The sequence below is a fragment of the Azohydromonas sediminis genome (assembly GCF_003574675.1).
GTDB lineage: Bacteria > Pseudomonadota > Gammaproteobacteria > Burkholderiales > Burkholderiaceae_C > Calidifontimicrobium > Calidifontimicrobium sediminis.
Genome location: NZ_QOAZ01000016.1, coordinates 1 through 15,499, shown reverse-complemented (window position 1 = coordinate 15,499; position 15,499 = coordinate 1). Strand labels below are relative to the sequence as shown.

Below are 15,499 nucleotides of genomic sequence, written 5' to 3'. Positions count from 1 at the left end.
GGGGCGGCGGCGCCGCGACCCGCTGCCGGGCCCCGGGATCACCCTGGGGCTGGCCACGGCTTTTGCCCGAACTCAATCAAACGTTTGATTCAGGGCTACGATGCGGTCATGGCTACCGCATCGACGCCCGACGCCCTGCCTGCCGCGCCCGCCGGCGGCGAGCGCCACGCGACGCGCGATCGTCTGCTGCGCGCCGGTCTGCGCCTGTTCGCGCAGCAGGGCTTCGCGAAGACCTCGACGCGCGAGATCGCCGAAGCCGCGGGCGTCAACGTCGCGGCGATCAGTTACCACTTCGGCGACAAGGCCGGGCTGTACCGCGCCGCATTCTTCGAGCCGCTGTGCGGGCGCGAGCGCGAGCCGGCGTGGCTCGACGCTGGCGCGGCGCTGACGCTCGAACAGACGCTCGCCGCCTTCTACGCCGACCTGCTCGCACCGCTGGGCGACGGTGACACGCCGCGGCTGTGCATGAAGCTGCGCTTTCGCGAGATGTTCGAGCCCACCGGCTTGTGGGACGAAGAGCTGCGCCGCGACATCGGACCGATGCACGCCGCGCTCGTCGCTGCGCTGCAGCGCCACTTCGCGCTCGCGCAGCCCGACGACGAATTGCACCGCCTCGCGATCTGCATCGCCGGGCTCGGCGTGCACCTGCACGTCGGGCGTGACATCGTCGATGCGCTGGCGCCGTCGCTGCTCGCCGCAGCGGGGGCCGTCGGCGACTGGACCGACCGCCTCGTGCGCTACGCGCTCGCGATGGTCGAAGCCGAAGCGCGGCGTCGCGCCGGCTGCGCACCCGGGGTGGCGCGATGACGCGCGGGCGCGCCGTCGCCGCAACCGCGCTGGCCGCCGCCGTGCTGCTCGCCGGCTGCGCCGCGCCGCGCCCGCCGGTGGCCACCGCCGAGGCGCCGGCGCGCTGGCACGCGCTCCTGCCCGCCGAGCCGGCGGCGGGCGACGCGGCACCGCGCGCCGACCTCGCGCGCTGGTGGCAGCAGTTCGACGACGCGCGTCTGGCCGCGCTCGTCGCCGAGGCGCAGGCGTCGAGCCCGACGCTGGCCGCGGCGGCTGCGCGCATCGCACAGGCGCGCGCCGCGCGCGCCGGCGTCGACGCGCGCGCGTGGCCGGCGCTCGACGCCAACGCGAGCGCCTTGCGCGGCCGGCCGGACCTCGCGTCGCCGACCGCGACGCGGCTCGGCGCCGAACTGCGCGCGAGCTGGGAGGTCGACCTGTTCGGCCGCCTCGACGCCGCCTACGACGCCGCGCGGGCCCGCGTCGACGCGACGCACGCCGACTGGCACGCCGCGCGCGTCGCGCTCGCGGCCGAAGTCGGCACCAGCTACGTCGCGCTGCGCGCCTGCGAGGCGCTGCTCGACCCGCTGCGCGCCGACGCACGCTCGCGCGAGGAGACCGCGCGGCTGACGACGTTGGCTGCCGAGGCCGGTTTTCGCGCGCCGGCGGCGGCCGACCTGGCGCGTGCGAGTGCGGCGCAGGCGCGCTTCCAGGCCGAGGCGCAGCAGCAGCGCTGCGAGCTCGAACTCAAGGCGCTCGTCGCGCTGACCGGCGCCGACGAGGCGCGGCTGCGCGACGCGCTGGCCGAAGGTCGTGCCCGCGTGCCGCGCCCGGCGGCGATCGCCGTCGATCGCGTGCCGGCGCAGGCGCTCGCGCAGCGCCCCGACCTCGCGGCGGCCGCGCAGCGCGTGGCCGCCGCCGCGGCCGAGGTCGGCCAGGCCGACGCCGAGCGCTACCCGCGTGTCACGCTGGCCGGCGCGGTCGGGCCGGCGCGGCTCGATGCGGGCGCGCTCGCGACGCAGGGCACGACGTGGTCGCTCGGGCCGCTGCAGGTCACGCTGCCGGTGTTCGACGCCGGCGCCCGCGCCGCCGGCGTCGACGCGGCGCGCGCGCGCTACGACGAGGCGCGCGCGCAGTACGCGCTGGCGCTGCGGCAGGCGGTGCGTGAGGTCGAATCGGCCCTCGTCACGCTGCAGGGCACCGCCGCACGCGCACTCGACGCGCAGCGCGCCAGCGACGGCTACGAGGCCTCGCTGCGTGCCACCGAAGGGCTGCACCGCGGCGGACTGGCCAGCCTGTTCGAACTCGAGGACGCGCGCCGCACCGCACTGGCCGCGCGGCGCGACGCAATCGAGCTCGAGCGCGAGCGCGTCACCGCGTGGATCTCGCTGTACCGCGCGCTCGGCGGCGGCTGGGCGCCGACCGACGACGCCCCCACTGGCACCCCATCCGCTTCCGCCGACGGCACCGCCGTCGCCGGCCCCTCACGATGAACAAGCGCTTTTTGCCTCCCGCCGTTCCGGCGTCGCGCCGCCGCACGCTGCTCGCGGCGGGCGCAGTGGCCGCCACCGTCGTCGCCGTGACCGCCACGGTCGTGCTGTCGGTGCGCGCGGCCGACAACGCCAACGGCCCGCCGGCCGCCCCCGCGAGGCCCGCGCTGACGGTCACCGTCACGCAGCCGCAGCGCGCCGACTGGCCGCTCGTCGTCACCGCCAACGGCAGCATCGCCGCGTGGCAGGAGGCCAGCGTCGGCACCGAGGCGAACGGGCTGCGGCTCGCGCAGGTGCGGGTCAACGTCGGCGACGCCGTCAAGCGTGGCCAGGTGCTGGCCACGTTCGCCGCCGACACGGTGCAGGCCGAGTTGCTGCAGACCCGCGCCGCGGTCGCCGAGGCCGAGGCGATGCTGGCCGAGGCGTCGGCCAACGCGCAGCGCGCGCGCGAGCTGCAGGCCACCGGGGCCTTGAGCGCGCAGCAGATCAACCAGTACCTGACGGCCGAGCGCACCGCGCAGGCGCGGCTCGAGGCGCAGCGCGCCGCGGCGAAGGCGCAGGAGCTGCGCCTGGCGCAGACGCAGGTGCGTGCGCCCGACGACGGCGTGATCTCGGCGCGCAGCGCCACCGTCGGTGCCGTGCTGCCGGCGGGCACCGAGCTGTTCCGCCTGATCCGCCAGGGCCGGCTCGAGTGGCGCGCCGAGGTGCCCGCGCCGAGCCTGGCGGCGATCCGCCCCGGCCAGCGTGCGAGCGTGACGCCGGCCGGCGGCACGCCGATCGAAGGCCGCGTGCGCGTCGTCGCGCCCACCGTCGACGCGGCCACGCGCAACGGTCTCGTTTACGTCGACCTGCCGCGCGGCGCGGCCGGCGCGAAGGCCGGCATGTTCGCCAGCGGCGAGTTCGAGATCGGCCGCGCGAGCGCGCTGACGCTGCCGCAGGGTGCCGTGCTGCTGCGCGAAGGCTTCCACTACGTGTTCGTCGTCGGCGACGACGCGCGCGTGCGCCAGGTCAAGGTCGAGGTCGGCCGCCGCCAGGGCGACCGCATCGAGGTGCGCGCCGGGCTCGACGCCGGCGCGCGCGTCGTCGCCAGCGGCGGCGCGTTCCTCGCCGACGGCGACGCGGTGCGCGTCGTCGCGACGCCGTGACGGGGGTGCGATGAACGTTTCGGCGTGGAGCATCCGCAACCCGATCCCGGGCGTGATGCTGTTCGTGCTGCTCACGCTGGTGGGGCTGCTGGGCTTCCGCCAGATGAAGATCCAGAACTTCCCCGACATCGACCTGCCCACCGTCACCGTGACGGCGTCGCTGCCGGGCGCGTCGCCGGCGCAGCTCGAGACCGAGGTCGCGCGCAAGATCGAGAACGCGGTGGCGACGATCCAGGGCGTCAAGCACATCTACGCCCAGGTGCAGGACGGCACCGCGACGATCACCGTCGAGTTCCGTCTCGAGAAGCCGACGCAGGAGGCGCTCGACGACGTGCGCGACGCCGTCAGCCGCATCCGCGCCGACCTGCCGGGCGACCTGCGCGACCCCGTGATCTCGAGGATGGAGCTCAGCGGCAGCCCGATCCTGACCTACACGGTCGCGTCGGCGCGCATGGACGACGAGGCGCTGAGCTGGTTCGTCGACGACCGGGTCACGAAGGCGATGCTCGCGGTGCCCGGCGTCGGCAGGGTCGCGCGCGTGGGCGGCGTCACGCGCGAGGTGCGCGTCGAACTCGACCCGGCCAAGCTGCTCGCGCTCAATGCGACCGCCGCCGAGATCTCGCGCCAGCTGCGCAGCGTGCAGCAGGAGGCCTCGGGCGGTCGCGTCGACTTGGGCGGCGCCGAGCAGACGGTGCGCACGATCGCCACCGTCGCGTCGGCCGACGAGCTCGCGCAGCTGCAGGTCACGCTGGCCGACGGGCGGCGCATCCGCCTCGCCGAGGTCGCCACCGTCACCGACACGGTGGCCGAGCCGCGCAGTGCCGCGCTGCTGAACGGCCAGCCGGTGGTGGGCTTCGAGATCACGCGCAGCCGCGGCGCCGGCGAGGTCGAGGTCGCCGCCGGCGTGCGCGCCAAGGTCGACGCGCTGCGCGCGCAGCACCCCGACGTCGTCTTCACCGAGGCGTTCAACTTCGTCGACCCGGTGCAGGAGAACTACGACGGCTCGATGTGGCTGCTCTACGAGGGCGCGTTCCTCGCGATCGTCGTCGTCTGGTTCTTCCTGCGCGACTGGCGCGCGACGCTGGTGGCGGCCACCGCGCTGCCGCTGTCGATCCTGCCGGCCTTCGGCGTGATGTGGCTGATGGGCTTCACCGTCAACGTCGTCACGCTGCTCGCGCTGTCGCTGGTGGTGGGCATCCTCGTTGACGACGCGATCGTCGAGATCGAGAACATCACGCGCCACCTGCGCATGGGCAAGACGCCGTACCAGGCGGCGATGGAGGCCGCCGACGAGATCGGGCTCGCGGTGATCGCGACGACGTTCACGCTGATCGCCGTGTTCCTGCCCACCGCGTTCATGAGCGGCGTGCCGGGCAAGTTCTTCGTCCAGTTCGGCTGGACGGCGGCGATCGCGGTGTTCTTCTCGCTCGTCGTCGCGCGCATGCTCACGCCGATGATGGCCGCGTACCTGTTGCACGCGCCGAAGACGGCGCACGACACGCCGCGCTGGATCACGCTGTACCTCGGCTGGGCGCGCTGGTGCCTGAAGCACCGCGTCGCGACGCTGGTCGGCGCCGCGGTGTTCTTCTTCGGCTCGTTCGCGCTCGTGCCGCTGCTGCCCACCGGCTTCATCCCGCCCGACGACCTGAGCCAGACGCAGGTCAGCCTCGAGCTGCCGCCGGGCAGCACGTTCGCGCAGACGCTCGCCGCCGCCGAGCGCGCGCGCGAGATCGTGCAGCGTCACCCGCACGTGCAGCTCGTCTACACCGCGGTCGGCGGCGGCGCCACCGGCAGCGACCCGTTCACGCCCGGCGGCGCGCCCGAGGTGCGCAAGGCCACGCTGACGATCAACATGACGCCGCGGCGCGAGCGCCCCGGCGTGCGCAAGCAGCAGATCGAGGCCGAGCTGCGCGACGCGCTCGCGGTGCTGCCCGGTGCGCGCGTGAAGGTCGGCTTCGGCGGCTCGTCGGAGAAGTACGTGCTCGTGCTCGCCGGCGAGGACGGCCGCGTGCTCGCCGAGCACGCACGCGTCGTCGAGCAGGAGCTGCGCACGATCCCCGGCATCGGCGCCGTCACGTCGAGCGCGGGGCTGACGCGGCCCGAGCTCGTCGTGCGGCCCGACCCGGCGCGCGCGGCCGACCTCGGCGTGACGGCGGCGGCGATCGCCGACACGCTGCGCATCGCCACCGCCGGCGACTACGAGCAGGCGCTGGCCAAGCTCAACCTCGCGCAGCGGCAGGTGCCCGTCGTCGTGCGGCTGCCGGCCGACGCGCGCGCCGACCTCGACCTGCTCGCGCGGCTGCCGGTGCCCGGCGCGCGCGGGCCCGTGATGCTGGGCAACGTCGCGACGCTCGCGATCGAGAGCGGCCCGGCCGTGATCAGTCGCTACGACCGCCTGCGCAACGTGAACTTCGAGATCGAGCTGAACCAGCAGCCGCTCGGCGAGGTCGAGGCGCGCGCGCTCGCGCTGCCGAGCCTGCAGCAGCTGCCGCCCGGCGTGATCCAGACCACGATCGGCGACGCCGAGGCGATGAACGAGCTGTTCGCGAGCTTCGGCCTGGCGATGGCCACCGGCGTGCTGTGCATCTACATCGTGCTCGTGCTGCTGTTCAAGGACTTCGTGCAGCCGGTGACGATCCTCGCCGCGCTGGTGCTGTCGGTGCCGGGCGCGTTCCTGGCCCTCTTCGTCACCGGCAAGGCGATCTCGATGCCGAGCATGATCGGGCTGATCATGCTGATGGGCATCGCGACGAAGAACTCGATCCTGCTCGTCGACTATGTGATCATCGCGCGCCGTGACCACGGCCTCGCGCGCTGGGACGCCGTGCTCGACGCGTGCCGCAAGCGCGCGCGCCCGATCGTGATGACGACGATCGCGATGGGCGCCGGCATGATGCCGATCGCACTCGGCATCGGCGTCGACCCGAGCTTCCGCAGCCCGATGGCGATCGTCGTGATCGGCGGGCTGATCACGTCGACGTTCCTGAGCCTGCTCGTCGTGCCGGTCGTCTTCACCTATGTCGACGACGCGGTGCAGCGCATGCGGCGCCTGTTCGGCCGCAAGCGGCGCGAGATCGGCGGCCCGGCGGCGCCGGGCGAGGCGGTGGCCTGACGCCGTGAAGCCGCCTCAGCGCCGTGCCTTGACAACGGCGTAGCGCTGCAGCGTCTTCTCGCGCGCGGCGGCGTGGTCGACGATCGGCCGCGGGTAATCGATGCCGAGCCGCACGCCGGCGGCGTCGAGGTCGGCCGGCCTCGCGAGCCACGGCGCGTGGATCAGCTTGTCGGGCAGCTTCGCGAGCTGCGGCAGGTAGCGGCGGATGAAGCGGCCCTCGGGGTCGAACTTCTCGCTCTGCGCGACCGGATTGAAGATGCGGAAGTACGGCTGCGCGTCGCAGCCGGTCGAGGCGGCCCACTGCCAGCCGCCGTTGTTGGCGGCGAGGTCGAAGTCGTTGAGCTTCTCGGCGAACCAGGCCTCGCCGCGCCGCCAGTCGATGCCGAGGTCCTTGGTCAGGAAGCTCGCGGTGACCATGCGCAGCCGGTTGTGCATGTAGCCGGTCTGCGCGAGCTGGTGCATCGCGGCGTCGACGAGCGGGTAGCCGGTGCGGCCTTCGCACCAGGCGGCGAAGTGCTCGTCGGCGTGCTTGCCGTGCTCCCAGTGGATGCGGTCGTACTCGCGGCGGAACGCGTGGCCGACGACGTGCGGGTGGTGGTACAGGATCTGGTGGTAGAAGTCGCGCCAGATCAGCTCGGACAGCCAGCCCTGCGCGCCGGCCGAGCCGGCCTGCGCGCGCTGCCAGGCCTCGCGTGCGAGCCGCCGGATCGACACCGTGCCGAAGCGCAGGTGCGTGCTGAGGTAGCTCGGCCCCTTGACGGCGGGGTAGTCGCGCGTCTCGCGGTAGCGGTCGATGCGCTCGGCGAGGAAGTCGTCGAGCAGTTCGGCGGCACCCGCCGGGCCGGTGGGCAGGCGCAGCTGGTGCAGGTTGGTCGCTTCGAACCCGATCTCGGCCAGCGTCGGCACGCCGGCCCAGACGCGGCCGGTGGGCAGCGCGGGCGGCGCGGGCCGCGGCGCCAGCGCGGCGGCGTACTTCGCGACCGGGTACGCGCGCAGGTAGAACGGGTCGACCTTGGCCAGCCACGCGTTCTTGTACGGCGTGAACACCGAGAAGGGGCTGCCGCCCTGCGTGAGCACCTCGTCGCGCTCGAAGATCACGTGGTCCTTGCTCGTGTGCAGCGCGATGCCGAGCTCCGACAGCCGCCCGCGCACCTGCGCGTCGCGCGCGAGCGCGTAGGGGTCGTCGTCGTGGCTCGCGTAGACGCCCTGCACGTGCAGCGCGTCGGCCAGCGCCGGCAGCACGTCGGCGGCGCGGCCGTGCGCGACGAGCAGGCCGGCGCCGTCGACGCCGTGCGAGGCGCCGAGCGCGCGCAGCTCGGCGTCGACGCCGACGAGGCTGTCGCGGATGAACTCGACGCGCCGGTCGGCGCGCGGCAGCGCGTCGAGGATCGCGGTGTCGAACACGAACGCGCACCACACGCGGCGCGCCGCGCGCAGCGCGTGGTACAGCGCGGCGTGGTCGTCGACGCGCAGGTCGCGCCGCAGCCACACGAGGGCGGCGTCGAGCTCGCGCTCGGCAGTCGGATTCATGGGCCGGAGTGTGACGCGTGAATAGAATCCGCGCATGGGCGAGCGCCGCATCGACCTGACGAACCAGTTCCTGATCGCCATGCCCGGCATGGCCGACGACACGTTCGCCGGCGCCGTCGTCTACCTGTGCGAGCACACCGACAAGGGCGCGCTCGGGCTGGTGATCAACAAGCCGATCGACATCAAGCTGAAGAACCTGTTCGAGAAGGTCGACCTCACGCTCGATCGCGACGACCTCGCCGACGAACCGGTCTACTTCGGCGGGCCGGTGCAGACCGAACGCGGCTTCGTGCTGCACGAGAAGCTCGGCACCGACGGCAGCCCGTACAACTCGACGCTCGAGATCCCCGGCGGGCTCGAGATGACGACGAGCCGCGACGTGCTCGAGGCGATGTCCGCCGGCGGCGGGCCGAAGCGCGTGCTCGTCACGCTGGGCTACAGCGGCTGGGGCGCCGGCCAGCTCGAAGACGAGATCGGCCGCAACGGCTGGCTGACGGTGCAGGCCGACCCGCAGATCATCTTCGACACACCGGCCGAGCAGCGCTACGAGCGCGCGGTGCGCCTGCTGGGCATCGACCCGCGCATGCTGTCGCAAGACGCGGGACATGCATGAACTGACCCCCCCCCGAAGCGCCTTCGGCGCCTCCCCCGAGGGGGGGGCGAGCCCGGACACGAAAGGTCCCGCGGACCTTTCGTGCCTGGCGAGCGGCCGGACCGCAAGGTCCGGCGCGGCCTGCAAGGCTCGCCAGTGGGCCGGCAAAGCCGGACCCACGGCGGCCGCTGGAAGGGTCGCGGGCTGCGCCCGGCTCCCCGGTTGCTTGGCGCGATGACGGCACCGGGTGCATCGACGACCCGGCCTCTGAGCTTTCTCGCTTTCGATTTCGGGACCCGACGCGTGGGCGTCGCGGTGGGCAACTCGCTGCTCGGGCGCGCGCAGCCGCTGACGACGATCGCGGCCGAGGGCGACGCGCGCTTCGCCGCGATCGCGCGGCTGATCGACGAGTGGCGCCCCGACGCGCTCGTCGTCGGCGTGCCGTTCCACCCCGACGGCGCGGCGCACGACAATACGCGGCGCGCGCAGCGCTTCGCGCGCCAGCTGCACGGACGCTTCCGGCTGCCGGTGCACGAAGTCGACGAGCGCTACACGACGACCGAGGCGATCGCCGGCCGCGCGGCCGACGTCGACGCGGCGTCGGCCGCGTTGATCCTCGACCAGTACCTGCGGGAGCACCCACGATGACGACGCTGACCCTCGACGCCGAAGCGCTGTACCGCGAGCTCGTGCACGGCGTGCGACGGCTGCTCAAGCCCGGCGGCGTGCTGGTGGGCGTGTGGTCGGGCGGCGCGTGGCTCGCCGAGCGGCTGCAGGCCGACCTCGGCTTGCCCGGCGCGCCCGGCGTGATCAGCAGCTCGCTGCACCGCGACGACTTCGGCCAGCGCGGCATGGCCGCCGGCACCGACGCGACGAAGCTGCCGTTTGCCGTCGACGGCGCGCACATCGTGCTCGTCGACGACGTGCTCTACACCGGGCGCACGATCCGCGCCGTGATCAACGAGCTGTTCGACTTCGGCCGGCCGGCCAGCGTGCAGCTCGCGGTGCTCGTCGACCGCGGCGGGCGCGAGCTGCCGATCGAGGCCGGCTATGCGGCGGCCAAGGTCGTGCTGCCGAAGTCCCAGAAACTCTCGCTCGCGCGCGACCCGGCGGGCCTGTTCACGTTCGCCGTCGAAGCCAACGCCTGACTCACCCCGGAAGCCCCGCCCGATGCTGTCGCGCCGCAACCCCCAGCTCAACAAGCACGGCGAGCTGATCCACCTGCTTTCGATCGAGGGCCTGCCCAAGGCCGTCGTCACGCAGATCCTCGACACCGCGGGCACCTTCCTGAGCGTGCACGAGCGCGAGGTCAAGAAGGTGCCGCTGCTGCGCGGCAAGAGCGTGTTCAACCTGTTCTTCGAGAACTCGACGCGCACGCGCACGACGTTCGAGATCGCGGCGAGCCGGCTGTCGGCCGACGTGATCAACCTCGACATCGCGCGCAGCAGCACGGCCAAGGGCGAGAGCCTGCTCGACACGATTGCCAACCTGAGCGCGATGCACGCCGACCTGTTCGTCGTGCGCCACGCCGAGAGCGGCGCGCCGTACCTGATCGCCGAGCACTGCGCGCCGCACGTGCACGTCGTCAACGCCGGCGACGGGCGCCACGCGCACCCGACGCAGGGGCTGCTCGACATGTACACGATCCGCCACTACAAGCGCGACTTCACGAACCTCGTGGTGGCGATCGTCGGCGACATCGTGCACTCGCGCGTCGCGCGCAGCGACATCCACGCGCTGACGACGCTGGGTGTGCCCGAGATCCGCGCGGTGGGCCCGAAGACGCTCGTGCCCGGCGACCTGCGCGCGATGGGCGTGCGCGTGTGCCACGACATGGCCGAGGGCATCCGCGACGCCGACGTGATCATCATGCTGCGGCTGCAGAACGAGCGCATGAGCGGCGCGATGCTGCCCAGCGCCGGCGAGTTCTTCAAGCACTACGGCCTGACGCCCGACAAGCTCGCGCTCGCGAAGCCCGACTGCATCGTGATGCACCCGGGCCCGATCAACCGCGGCGTCGAGATCGACTCCGCAGTGGCCGACGGCAGCCACAGCGTGATCCTGCCGCAGGTCACGTTCGGCATCGCGGTGCGCATGGCGGTGATGTCGATCATCGCGGGGAACGAAGCATGAAGATCCTGATCCGCAATGGCCGCGTGATCGACCCGGCGTCGGGGCGCGACGAGATCGCCGACGTCGCGATCGCCGCCGGCCGCATCACGGCGATCGGCAGCGTGCCGCACGACTTCGAGCCGCAGCGCGTGATCGACGCCACCGGCCTCGTCGTCGCGCCGGGCCTCGTCGACCTCGCGGCGCGGCTGCGCGAGCCGGGCCACGAGCACGAGGGCATGCTCGAGAGCGAGCTCAACGCCGCCGCCGCCGGCGGCGTCACGAGCCTCGTGTGCCCGCCCGACACCGACCCGCCGCTCGACGAGCCGGGGCTCGTCGACATGCTCAAGTTCCGCGCGCGCAAGCTCAGCCTGTGCCGCCTGTTCCCGCTCGGCGCGCTGACGCGCGGGCTTGCGGGCGAGGCGCTGACCGAGATGGCCGAACTGACCGAGTCGGGCTGCGTCGGTTTCTCGCAGGCCGACGTCGCGCTGCGCGACACGCAGGTGCTGCTGCGTGCGCTGCAGTACGCGGCCACGTTCGGCTACACGGTGTGGCTGCGCCCGCAGGACGCGTGGCTCGGCAAGGGCGTGGCCGCCAGCGGCGCGGTGGCGACGCGGCTGGGCCTGTCGGGCGTGCCGGTGGCCGCCGAGACGGTCGCGCTGCACACGATCTTCGAGCTCGTGCGCGCCACCGGCTGCCGCGTGCACCTGTGCCGGCTGTCGAGCGCGGCCGGCGTCGCGCTCGTGCGCGCGGCCAAGGCCGAGGGGCTGCCGGTGACGGCCGACGTCAGCATCAACTCGCTGCACCTGACCGACGTCGACATCGGCTTCTTCAACCCGGCGATGCGGCTCGTGCCGCCGCTGCGCCAGAGCGCCGACCGCGACGCGCTGCGCGCCGGGCTGGCCGACGGCACGCTCGACGCGCTGGTGTCGGACCACACGCCGGTCGAAGGCGACCTGAAGACGCTGCCGTTCGGCGAGGCCGAGCCGGGTGCGACCGGCCTCGAGCTGTTGCTCGGGCTGGCGCTGAAGTGGGGCGCCGACACCGGCCTGTCGCTGGCCGACACGCTCGCGCGCGTGACGAGCCGGCCGGTGGCGGTGCTCGGCGACGCGCTCGGCTCGCTGGCCTCGAGCGCCGGGCGCCTGGTCGAAGGCGGCGTCGCCGACGTGTGCGTGTTCGACCCCGACGCGACCTGGGCCGTGACGCCGCAGGCGCTCGCGAGCCAGGGCAAGCACACGCCGTTCGCGTTCGCGTCGACGGGGATGGCGCTGCCGGGCGTCGTCGTCGCGACGCTCGTGGCCGGCACGGTCGCGTTCGAGGCGCGCGAGCACGCGGCGCTGGCGCGATGACACGCGCGCGGCAGCGGCGCGCCCTGCGCGGCGCATGACGCTGGCGAGGCGGCTGCGCGCCGCGTGGCGCCTCGCGCGTGCCGTCGTGCACGGGCTGCACGGGCTGGGCGTCGTGCTGTGGCGCTTCCCGTGGCTCGACGCGGCGGGGCGCCATGCACGCATCGCGTGGTGGGCGGCGGGCATGCTGCGCGCGCTCGGGCTGCGGCTGGACGTGCAGGGCACGTTCCGCCCGGCGGCCAAGCTGATCGTCGCCAACCACGTCTCGTGGCTCGACATCATGGCGATCCACGCCGTGTGTCCGCAGGCGCGCTTCGTCTCGAAAGCCGACGTGCGCCACTGGCCGCTCGTCAACGGCCTCGTCGACGCCGCCGGCACGCTGTACCTCGAGCGCGAGAAGCGCCGCGACGCGCTGCGCGTCGTGCACCAGATGGCCGAGGCGCTCGCCGCTGGACAGACCGTGGCCGTGTTCCCCGAGGGCACGACGAGCGACGGCCACTGTCTGCTGCCGTTCCACGCCAACCTGCTGCAGGCGGCGATCGCGACCGCGACGCCGGTGCAGCCGGTCGCGCTGCGCTACGCCGATGCGACGCACGCCGTCAGCCCGGCGGCCGAGTTCACCGGCGACACGACGCTGGCGCAAAGCCTGTGGCGGCTCGCGTGCGGCGAGCAGCTGACGGTGCACGTGCGCGTGCTGCCGCCCACCGGCAGCGCGCACGCCGACCGCCGGGCGCTGGCCGGACTTGTGCGACAGTCGATCGCCGAAGCCCTCGCGCCGCACCTGGCCGAGCCGACCCCGACCGCCACCGCCTGCGCCGAGTCCCGATGAGCACCGCCACCCTGCGCCTGCGCCGCGTCGGCATCGACACGTTCCGCGAGAACGTCGCCTACCTGCACCGCGACTGCCCGGTCGTGCGCGCGGCCGGCTTCCAGGCGCTGGCCAAGGTGCGGGTGCAGGCCAACGGCCGCTCGATCCTCGCGGTGCTCAATGTCGTCGACGACGCGCGTATCGTCGACGTGTGCGAACTGGGCTTGAGCGAAGAGGCGTTCGCGCGCATCGGCGTGGCCGACGGGCACGAGGCATCGATCGCGCACGCCGAGCCGCCGCGCTCGATCGCCGCGCTGCACCGCAAGATCTCGGGCGAGCGGCTGGGCCGCGACGACCTGCACGCGATCATCGGCGACATCGCGCAGGCGAGGTACTCGAAGGTCGAGTTGGCCGCCTTCGTCGTCGCGACGAACCAGTTCGAGCTCGACCGCGACGAGGTGCTGCACCTGACCGAGGCGATGATCGCCGTCGGGCGGCGCCTCGACTGGCGCCACGAGGTCGGCGCCGGGCCGGTGGTCGACAAGCACTGCATCGGCGGCATCCCCGGCAACCGCACGTCGATGCTGGTGGTGCCCATCGTCGCGGCGCACGGCATGCTGTGCCCGAAGACCTCGTCGCGCGCGATCACGTCGCCGGCCGGCACCGCCGACACGATGGACGTGCTGGCCGAGGTCGCGCTGCCGTTCGAGCGGCTGGTGGCCATCGTGCGCGAGACGCGCGGCTGCCTCGCGTGGGGCGGCACCGCCGAGCTGAGCCCGGCCGACGACATCCTGATCTCGGTCGAGCGGCCGCTGGCGATCGACTCGCCGGGGCAGATGGTCGCGTCGATCCTGAGCAAGAAGATCGCTGCCGGCTCGACGCACCTCGTGCTCGACATCCCCGTCGGGCCCAGCGCCAAGGTCCGGTCGATGCCCGAGGCGCAGCGGCTGAAGAAGCTGTTCGAGTACGTCGCCGCGCACCTCGGGCTGCAGCTCGACGCCGTGATCACCGACGGCCGCCAGCCGATCGGCCGCGGCGTCGGGCCCGTGCTCGAGGCGCGTGACGTGATGCTCGTGCTCGAGAACCACCCCGACGCGCCGTCGGACCTGCGGCAGAAGGCGCTGCGGCTGGCCGGGCGGGTGATCGAGTTCGACCCCGACGTGCGCGGCGGCGAGGGCTACCGCATCGCGCGCGACATCCTCGACTCGGGCCGCGCGCTCGAGCGCATGAACGCGATCATCGACGCGCAGGGCCGGCGCACGCCGACGCTGGTGCCGGCGCCGCTGACCCACGAGGTCACCGCCGAGCGCGACGGCGTCGTCACCGCGATCGACAACCTGCGCATCGCGCGCATCGCGCGGCTGGCCGGCGCGCCGCAGGTGCCCGACGCCGGCATCGCGCTGCTGAAGAAGCTCGGCGAGCGCGTCGCCGCCGGCGAGCCGCTGTACCGCGTGCACGCGCGCTACGAGGCCGACCTCGCGTTCGCGCGCGAACTCGCCGGCAGCGACGGCGGCTACCGTCTCGGCGACGCAAGCGAACTGCCGCGCGACTATGCCGGCTTCGGCGGGCACGGGGCGGCGTGGTGACGGCGCTGCTCGCGTTCGACGACGAAGCGGCGCTCGCGCGCGCGCTCGGCGCGGCGCTCGGCATCGCGCCGCAGTTCGTCGCGCGCCACCGCTTCCCCGACGGCGAGACGCGGCTGACGCTGCCGGCCGCGCTGCCGCCGCAGGTCGTGCTGCTGCGCGGGCTGCAGCAGCCCAACGAGAAGCTCGTCGAGCTGCTGCTCGCTGCCGCCGGCGCGCGCGAGCTCGGCGCGCGCCACCTGACGCTGGTCGCGCCGTACCTGGCCTACATGCGGCAGGACATGGCGTTCCATCCGGGCGAGGTCGTCAGCCAGCGCCACGTCGGCGCGCTGCTGGCCGGCGCGTTCGACGCCGTCGTCACCGTCGACCCGCACCTGCACCGCGTCGCGTCGCTCGACGAGGTGCTGCCCGGGCGGTGCGGCATCGCGCTGTCGGCCGCGCCGCTGCTGGGCGAGTGGATCGCGTCGCGCATCGAGCAGCCGGTGCTGATCGGCCCCGACGAGGAGGCTGCGCAGTGGGTGCAGGCGGCGGCGCGCGCGCACGGCTTCGCGGCCGGCGTCGGGCGCAAGCACCGGCGCGGCGACCGCGACGTCGCCATCGAGTTGCCGCCGCTCGCGCTGGCCGGGCGTGCCGTCGTGCTGCTCGACGACGTCGCGAGCACGGGCCACACGCTCGCCGTGGCCGCGCGCGAGGCCCTGGCGCACGGTGCCGCCAGCGTCGACGTGGCCGTCACGCACGCGCTGTTCGTCGGCGATGCGGTGGCGTCGCTGCACGCAGCCGGCGTGCGCCACGTCTGGAGCACCGACTGCGTGCCGCACGCGAGCAACGTGGTGTCGGTCGCGCCGCTGCTGGCGGCTGCGCTGCGCGCTGCCGCCGACGGCCGGTGACCGGCGGCACAGGTGCCGTCTCAGAGGCTGAGAGGCAATTGATCGCCGCAGACGCCCGTCGGGTTGGCGTCAGGGCCAGAGGAACGAACGTCACGCGGCGCTGCTGCGCGGGTG

The 15,499-nt window shown here is 73.9% G+C and carries 13 protein-coding genes; 12 read left to right on the top strand and 1 reads right to left on the bottom strand.

What is annotated here, in order from left to right:
• The first annotated feature begins 108 nt into the window (after window positions 1–108).
• Genes DRV96_RS10075 through DRV96_RS10060 form a run of 4 tightly spaced genes read left to right on the top strand, consistent with a single transcriptional unit; the run spans window position 109 to window position 6,530 of the window.
• Window positions 109–807: a CerR family C-terminal domain-containing protein gene (locus DRV96_RS10075; RefSeq protein ID WP_119290552.1), complete on the top strand. Its 699-nt coding sequence runs from the start codon at window positions 109–111 to the stop codon at window positions 805–807.
• Entirely contained in the window at window positions 804–2,276 is a 1,473-nt protein-coding gene (locus tag DRV96_RS10070; RefSeq protein WP_119290550.1) for an efflux transporter outer membrane subunit, read from the top strand. The genes DRV96_RS10075 and DRV96_RS10070 overlap by 4 nt, the downstream gene beginning before the upstream one ends.
• Window positions 2,273–3,418: an efflux RND transporter periplasmic adaptor subunit gene (locus DRV96_RS10065; RefSeq protein ID WP_119290548.1), complete on the top strand. Its 1,146-nt coding sequence runs from the start codon at window positions 2,273–2,275 to the stop codon at window positions 3,416–3,418. Before DRV96_RS10070 ends, DRV96_RS10065 begins: the two co-directional genes overlap by 4 nt.
• A 10-nt stretch (window positions 3,419–3,428) precedes the next feature.
• Window positions 3,429–6,530 carry an efflux RND transporter permease subunit gene (locus DRV96_RS10060; protein WP_119290546.1) on the top strand — a complete coding sequence of 1,034 codons (3,102 nt, stop codon included), beginning with the start codon at window positions 3,429–3,431 and terminating at the stop codon, window positions 6,528–6,530.
• A gap of 15 nt (window positions 6,531–6,545) precedes the next feature.
• Here DRV96_RS10060 and DRV96_RS10055 read toward each other — a convergent pair whose 3' ends face one another.
• The gene (locus tag DRV96_RS10055; RefSeq protein ID WP_119290544.1) at window positions 6,546–8,060 is read right to left on the bottom strand and encodes a cryptochrome/photolyase family protein; all 1,515 of its coding nucleotides are present in this window, start codon (window positions 8,058–8,060) and stop codon (window positions 6,546–6,548) included.
• A 34-nt stretch (window positions 8,061–8,094) separates the two neighbouring features.
• Between DRV96_RS10055 and DRV96_RS10050 the strand changes: the two genes are divergently transcribed.
• The 8 genes from DRV96_RS10050 to DRV96_RS10015 all read left to right on the top strand — a co-directional run bounded on the left by DRV96_RS10050 (window position 8,095) and on the right by DRV96_RS10015 (window position 15,385).
• A complete protein-coding gene (locus DRV96_RS10050; protein WP_119290542.1) occupies window positions 8,095–8,673 on the top strand; it encodes a YqgE/AlgH family protein in 579 nt (192 codons plus the stop codon).
• A gap of 213 nt (window positions 8,674–8,886) precedes the next feature.
• Window positions 8,887–9,300: a Holliday junction resolvase RuvX gene (gene ruvX, locus DRV96_RS10045; RefSeq protein ID WP_119290540.1), complete on the top strand. Its 414-nt coding sequence runs from the start codon at window positions 8,887–8,889 to the stop codon at window positions 9,298–9,300.
• The gene (gene pyrR / locus DRV96_RS10040) at window positions 9,297–9,800 is read left to right on the top strand and encodes a bifunctional pyr operon transcriptional regulator/uracil phosphoribosyltransferase PyrR (RefSeq protein WP_119290538.1); all 504 of its coding nucleotides are present in this window, start codon (window positions 9,297–9,299) and stop codon (window positions 9,798–9,800) included. Before ruvX ends, pyrR begins: the two co-directional genes overlap by 4 nt.
• 22 nt (window positions 9,801–9,822) lie before the next feature.
• Window positions 9,823–10,785, top strand: coding sequence for an aspartate carbamoyltransferase catalytic subunit (locus tag DRV96_RS10035; RefSeq protein ID WP_119290536.1), 963 nt, complete (start codon window positions 9,823–9,825; stop codon window positions 10,783–10,785).
• On the top strand, window positions 10,782–12,110 hold the full coding sequence (locus DRV96_RS10030; protein ID WP_119290534.1) for a dihydroorotase: 1,329 nt from the start codon (window positions 10,782–10,784) through the stop codon (window positions 12,108–12,110). The genes DRV96_RS10035 and DRV96_RS10030 overlap by 4 nt, the downstream gene beginning before the upstream one ends.
• 34 nt (window positions 12,111–12,144) lie before the next feature.
• The gene (locus tag DRV96_RS10025) at window positions 12,145–12,936 is read left to right on the top strand and encodes a lysophospholipid acyltransferase family protein (protein WP_119290532.1); all 792 of its coding nucleotides are present in this window, start codon (window positions 12,145–12,147) and stop codon (window positions 12,934–12,936) included.
• Window positions 12,933–14,501 (top strand): thymidine phosphorylase family protein, encoded by a 1,569-nt coding sequence (locus DRV96_RS10020; protein WP_119290529.1) that lies wholly within the window; start codon window positions 12,933–12,935, stop codon window positions 14,499–14,501. Before DRV96_RS10025 ends, DRV96_RS10020 begins: the two co-directional genes overlap by 4 nt.
• Window positions 14,498–15,385: a ribose-phosphate diphosphokinase gene (locus tag DRV96_RS10015; RefSeq protein WP_210757012.1), complete on the top strand. Its 888-nt coding sequence runs from the start codon at window positions 14,498–14,500 to the stop codon at window positions 15,383–15,385. Before DRV96_RS10020 ends, DRV96_RS10015 begins: the two co-directional genes overlap by 4 nt.
• The last annotated feature ends 114 nt before the right edge of the window (window positions 15,386–15,499 follow it).